Origin of the sequence: Candidatus Symbiopectobacterium sp. (assembly GCF_020054415.1) — a bacterium.
Lineage (GTDB): Bacteria > Pseudomonadota > Gammaproteobacteria > Enterobacterales > Enterobacteriaceae > Symbiopectobacterium.
The window spans coordinates 1-5,991 of sequence record NZ_JAHWCO010000454.1; the positions used below are offsets into that span (position 1 = coordinate 1).

Genomic DNA, 5,991 nt, shown 5'->3' on the forward strand with positions numbered 1-5,991 from the left:
AATACCGTCCAGAAGACGTAATGCGAACTGGCTTTCGTGAGCCTGTCCGGGGCTCAGCAGGATGTTTAACGGGAGACCACTTCCGTCTGTTGCCAGATGGATTTTGGTGCCAAAACCACCGCGAGAGCGACCCAGACCGTTATCTCCGGCGATATCGGGATGTTTTTTTTGAGCACCGGCAGCACATTTCAGCGCCCGGATATTACTGCCATCCAGCGCCGTGGCAGACCAGTCAACGAGACCATGCGCATAAAGAGCAGAAAGTAACCTGTTGAAAATAATGTTAATCACACCCGATTTTGACCATCGATTAAAGCGGTTATATACGGTTTTCCACGGACCATATCGCTCAGGTAAATCACGCCATGGAGCACCTGAGCACAGAATTCAGAACATACCATTGATGATTTTACGATATTCTGCCCATGGACGTCCGGCACGTGGTATTGCTGGTTCAGCAGGCAGTAAAGACTGGATGATCATCCATGCTTCATCGGGAAGTTCGTAGCGAGCTATAGTTCAATATACTGTGGAAACATACGGTTACTATAACTCAGGCAATTAAGGGACACAGCCTAGAAGCAGCGCAGCCCGGACGTTACGTAAACGACTGTACGGGATCCTGAATGCCATGAAACACAGTGTATCAAACGGTAATGCAGAGTCACTAAACAGCAAGATAATGTTGCTGCGGATCAAGTCCAGAGGATACCGGAACAAAGAGCGCTTTAAGGTGGCAGTGATGTTCCATTACGGCAGGTTAAACATGGGGTTATGAGTCTCCCACCATGATAGGGGAAGACCCAACAACATACAGGTGATTTTTTGTTAATGTTTTGATAAATAACTAATTTATTAAAACAGAGGTAAGCATGAAAACAGAATGTGAAAACTGTGCGCGTGTTATCGGTAATCTGCGGCGTCGCGTCGTCGGTGAGAGCGATTTGGAACACAGCCTGGAGATTGAAAATCTGGAGCGCCGTTTCCGCTTGGCCGCTGTCACCGCTGAACGCGGTGAACTTTACCACCTGTGCGCTACGCAGCAGATCAGTAATGATACCCTGAAAAAGATGCTGCACGATCTCGATTTGCTGGAAGCCGTGCTGAGTGAGAAAGTGTAACCTGGTTTTTGCCTAGCCATGATTTTGCTTAGCTGATGCAGGCCCTACCTACGTTGAGCCTGCATCGGAATTTTGTTGATTCCCTCTATAGCGTGTTACGAATCCTGTCAGAGACCTAATCTGCATGAGGAATGCACGAAAACCCCATGATTGCAGAAAAACCCTACAAATTCTGGCTAATCGTCAGCATTGTAAACTACTTGTCATTAAATGATAATGATTGTTATTATCCTATAACGCGTTGACGCATAAGAATCCGCCAGACAGGTTATTGCCTGTGTCAGAGTGGCTCAGATCCTATTGTTGTGGATCGGTAGCACGTCACTACGCGTGTTGTGGTGTAAGCAACCATCACTTTGACAGAGGGAAAACTATGCGCGTTTTAGTGGTTGATGACGACTCGGTGTTGTGCCATTGGCTTGGTGTAAAGCTGCACTCACATGGTTATGCCTGCAATATTGTTCATGATGGCGAACATGCGCTCAAAGCCATTAAAGATGAAATTTATGACGTGGTGCTATTGGATCGGATGCTACCAGCGTTAGACGGTTTTAGCGTACTGCGTGAGCTGCAAGGGTCGCGTCATCCTCCTATCATGCTGCTTTCAGCGTTGGATCGCGATGTTGATCGCGTGATGGGGCTGGAACTGGGTGCCGAAGATTATCTGGGTAAGCCTTTTAATTTCAATGAGTTGCTTTTGCGCTTAGAGATTATGGTGCGCAGAGGAAAACCGCAGGAGGCACCGTCATCGCTGCTGACGTTTGAAGATCTGCAACTTGATCGTCTGCAACGGGTTGCCTGGCGGAGTGGGCAACGCATCGATCTTACCGATAAAGAGATCAAGCTGCTGATCATTTTGATGGAAAACCCAGGGCAGGTGATCACACGTACGCTATTGTTGGAGCGCGTCTGGGGGTATCACTTCGATCCTCAGACCAACCTGATCGATGTTCATATGTCCAAACTGCGGGCCAAGATCGACAAAGGCTTTCCCCGGCCGCTGATCAAAACGTTAAGATCGATGGGCTATGCCCTGTGTGCAGTGGAAAAAACGGATGTCGCGTAGCGTACACAATGAACCTGCGCTGAGATGGCCGGGTAACGGATGGCGTGAGAAAATTCGCCATTTGTGCGTGCTCGGTGCAAACCGTTATCCGGTGTTTCTGCGCACCTCGCAGTTTCGCCAATTTATTACGTTGGTTTTCCTGTTGTTGCTGATGGTGCTGTGCTGCATTGTCGGTTTCAGCGTGTTGAGTGAAACGCTGATCAGCACCCACGTGCGCGACGTCATACTGTGCAATATCCATGACCATGCAACCCAATCACGGCTGACCGACACGTCTACGTTGATCGCCCAGCTCAAACGCGATAATCAGACCAAAACCGACGAGTTGCCTCTGTTTCTGGTGATGAGCAAGCAGGGCGAGATAATCTACCACAATGCGGGTTGGATGCTGTCTAGGCCAAATCATACCGCGTGCAAAATGGATGTCCCTTGCCTGAAGGCGCTACTGGTTGAAAAGGGGGCGCTGAAGGCCAGCGACCAGCACCGCAGCGCACCCGAGAGCAATCTGGTCGGTATGTCGGTGGCGCTGGATGATGGTGGCGTGTTGTTCACCGCCTATAATCTGCGTCCGATGCTGGAACGTATTCGCACTATTCCACTGGTGGCGGGGGCAGGGCTGTTTTTCGTGCTGTTGTTTTCTCTGGTTGTCAGCAGACATTTCAGTTTACGCAGCCTGCGCAGCGTCGAGCGGATCCGTAACGCGCTGCACCGCTACAGCGCCGGTGAACAGTACGTTCGTATGCCGCTCTCAACGCGTGATGACGATTTCCATAGCCTGAGCAACGACATTAACCAGAATCTGGAGCGCATTGAACGCCTGATGGAGCAGGTGCGCAGCACCTCAAGTCACATTGCCCATGAATTACGTACGCCGCTGACGCACCTGCAAAACCGGTTGTACAACCTGACCGAGCGACAAGGTCTTGAGCATGAGATGCGTGAGGAGTTGCATCAGGCGGTGGAAGAGGTGCACAAGATTTTGGGGCTGTTTCGAACTGTCATGCGTATCGGAGAGATTGAAAGCGGGCGCTGTGTGCATCAATTTGCCCGCTTTGAGGTGCGCCCGTTATTGGAAGAGGTATCTGAATATTATCAACCGTTAGCAGATGCACACCAGTGCCAATTGCTGATTGATGCACCTGCTGGGACGCAACTTTTTGGCGATCGGGCGTTGCTGTTTCAGGCGCTGGCGAATCTGATCGAAAACGCGCTGAAGTATGCTGCTCAAGGTAAAGCGATTACCCTGAGCGTCACCCTTTATCGCGGCTGGGCAGCACTGCGTGTTTCTGATCGTGGCCCTGGTATTCCCGAAAACCTGCACGCCACGGCGTTGGAACGTTTTCAACGCCTTGAAGGGGCACAGCAGCAGCCCGGTTTCGGGCTTGGCCTGTCGCTGGTTAAAGCCATCGCCGAACTGCACGGTGGTCAACTCTGCATGGCATCGGCCAATCCCGGTTTACACGTTTATCTGTGCTTAAAATCTACCTGACATCGTACAGCGTTGAGACGACTGCGCCTAAAGGTGGGGGATAGCGCTGGCACCCTGTTCCGCCCCTGTAATGTTCTCGCGCAACGCGGTAAACAGTTCACGTCCCATCCCCACATGGGAAGCGGACAATTCCTGCTGCTCAGGATGACGCAGTGCCAGCTCTTCGTCATCCACCAGCAGGCTGATCTCACCCGTGATACCGTCAACGCGGATCATGTCGCCATCCTGAATTTTTGCCAGCAGGCCACCGACGTAGGCTTTCGGCGTGACGTGGATGGCGGCAGGCACCTTGCCGGATGCACCTGACAGGCTGCCATCAGTGACCGATGCAACGTTGATGCCTCGGTCCATCAACACACCGAGCGGTGGCATCAGTTTGTGCAGTTCTGGCATACCTATCGCTCTTGACCCCTGATAACGCACCACCACCACGCAATCGTGGTCCAGACGGCCAGCTTTAAAGGCGGCATCGACATCATTCTGATCGTTGAATACCACGGCTGGCGCAACAATCGTTTGGCGTTCTTGCGGCACGGTGGAGGTCTTCATTACTGCGCGTCCCAGATTACCGGAAAGCACTTTGGTGCCACCGTGTTTGGCAAACGGTGTTTCCAGCGGAGCGATCACCTCGGCATCCAGAGACACCTGTGGACCATCGCGATAGACCAGTTTGCCGTCTTCCAGGAACGGCTCCTAGGTGTAGCGATGCAGACCAAAGCCCGCCACGGTATGGACATCGTCGTGCAGCAAGCCACCGCGCAGCAATTCTCGCACCAGCAGCGACACGCCGCCCGCCGCCTGAAAATAGTTGATGTCGCCAGGCCCGTTAGGGTATATGCGACACAACAAAGGCACCACCTTGGACAGTACAGAAAAATCATCCCAGGTGACGGTAAAACCGGCGGCTTTCGCCATCGCCACCAGATGCATGGTATGGTTGGTCGAGCCGCCAGTTGCCAGCAGAGCGACGATACCGTTGACGATCACTTTTTCGTCCACCAGTTGCCCGACGGGCAGATAATCGCCCGCATTTTCCGTCATTCGGGTGACCTGACGCGCGGCTGCTTCTGTCAGCGCATCGCGCAGCGGAATATCCGGGTAGACAAACGAGGAGCCGGGCATATGTAGCCCCATGATCTCCATCACCATTTGGTTCGAGTTGGCGGTGCCGTAAAAAGTACAGGTGCCCGCACCGTGGTAAGCACTGGCCTCGTATTCCAGCAGTGCATCGCGGCCTACTTTGCCTTCAGCATACAGTTGGCGAATTCGCACTTTCTCTTTGTTGGAAATGCCGGTGCGCATCGGGCCTGCGGGCACGAAAACGGTAGGCAGGTGACCAAAAGAGAGGGCTGCAATAAACAGCCCAGGGACAATTTTGTCGCATACGCCCAAAAAAAGTGCGCCATCAAACATGTTGTGCGACAGGCCGATCGCCGCCGACATCGCAATCAGATCGCGGCTAAGCAGGGAGAGTTCCATGCCTTCTTGCCCCTGTGTGACGCCGTCGCACATGGCAGGGACACCGCCAGCGACCTGACCGACAGCACCCACGGCGTTCGGTGCCTTTTTGATCAGATCCGGATAGCGTTCATAGTGCTGGTGGGCAGAGAGCATGTCATTGTAAGAGGTAATGATGCCGATGTTGCTTTTGATCATGTTCTTCAAATCGGCTTTGTCTTCAGGTGAACAGGCCGCGAAGCAGTGTGCCAGGTTGCCGCAGGCCAGTTCGGATCGGTGTACGGTTTTGCTTTTGGCGGCGGAAATCCGTGCCAGATAACGGCTACGTTCGGCGTGGGAACGAGACAGGATGTTGTGGGTAACGCGTGCAACAATAGAATTCATGCTATGCACCATGTGTTTAACATTGATGCTTTGCTTAATTAAAATCAAATGACAATGACGTCGAACGAAATAATTGAGCTACTGCGGCTTGCGGGTATTTTAATTATTTTTATCGTATATTCAATGAGTTGATGTAGCATCAAACGTAGTACTCGCGGTCGATGTAAGTACCGATGATCCTATCGTGCATTTCGGATGATTTTGAATATCCGAGCGTCCTGCGATTGAGCCGTTGCAATCGGTTACGCAGTGTCAGATGGGCTTTGTTGAATAAATCAGAACTTGTAACGACTGCGCCCCATACGGGTCGATTGTTACGTGATGCGAATACTGGTTCGGCATTCCTAATAGCGTGATCCGGTTAAGCGCTTTGACCATGGCCATGGCTTCACCCACCTGAGCATCGTAGTCTCTCAGACTTAGATGACCACCCAGAAGCCTTTTGAACCGGAACATGGCCGTTTCAGCCACTG

General features: G+C 52.1%; 2 protein-coding genes and 6 pseudogenes. 4 read left to right on the forward strand and 4 right to left on the reverse strand.

The window, feature by feature from the left end; genetic code table 11:
* A pseudogene (locus tag QZ506_RS13185) lies at window positions 1-516 on the reverse strand (IS5 family transposase); the annotation flags it as partial.
* Window positions 517-583: 67 nt separating this feature from the next.
* On the opposite strand from QZ506_RS13185, the pseudogene QZ506_RS13190 reads away from it, so the two are divergent.
* The 4 genes and pseudogenes from QZ506_RS13190 to QZ506_RS13205 form a co-directional block, all read left to right on the forward strand.
* Window positions 584-778 (forward strand): annotated as a pseudogene (locus QZ506_RS13190) (transposase); the annotation flags it as partial.
* A 121-nt stretch (window positions 779-899) separates the two neighbouring features.
* Window positions 900-1,121, forward strand: a pseudogene (locus QZ506_RS13195) (Na+/H+ antiporter); the annotation flags it as partial.
* A gap of 373 nt (window positions 1,122-1,494) precedes the next feature.
* A complete protein-coding gene (locus tag QZ506_RS13200) occupies window positions 1,495-2,187 on the forward strand; it encodes a response regulator transcription factor (RefSeq protein WP_291971615.1) in 693 nt (230 codons plus the stop codon).
* Window positions 2,177-3,676: a HAMP domain-containing sensor histidine kinase gene (locus QZ506_RS13205; RefSeq protein ID WP_291971618.1), complete on the forward strand. Its 1,500-nt coding sequence runs from the start codon at window positions 2,177-2,179 to the stop codon at window positions 3,674-3,676. The genes QZ506_RS13200 and QZ506_RS13205 overlap by 11 nt, the downstream gene beginning before the upstream one ends.
* 27 nt (window positions 3,677-3,703) lie before the next feature.
* Here QZ506_RS13205 and edd read toward each other — a convergent pair.
* The 3 pseudogenes from edd to QZ506_RS13220 form a co-directional block, all read right to left on the reverse strand.
* A pseudogene (gene edd, locus QZ506_RS13210) lies at window positions 3,704-5,518 on the reverse strand (phosphogluconate dehydratase).
* 139 nt (window positions 5,519-5,657) lie between these two features.
* Window positions 5,658-5,783: pseudogene (locus QZ506_RS13215) on the reverse strand (IS1 family transposase); the annotation flags it as partial.
* Window positions 5,771-5,991, reverse strand: a pseudogene (locus QZ506_RS13220) (hypothetical protein); the annotation flags it as partial. The pseudogenes QZ506_RS13220 and QZ506_RS13215, both read right to left, overlap by 13 nt.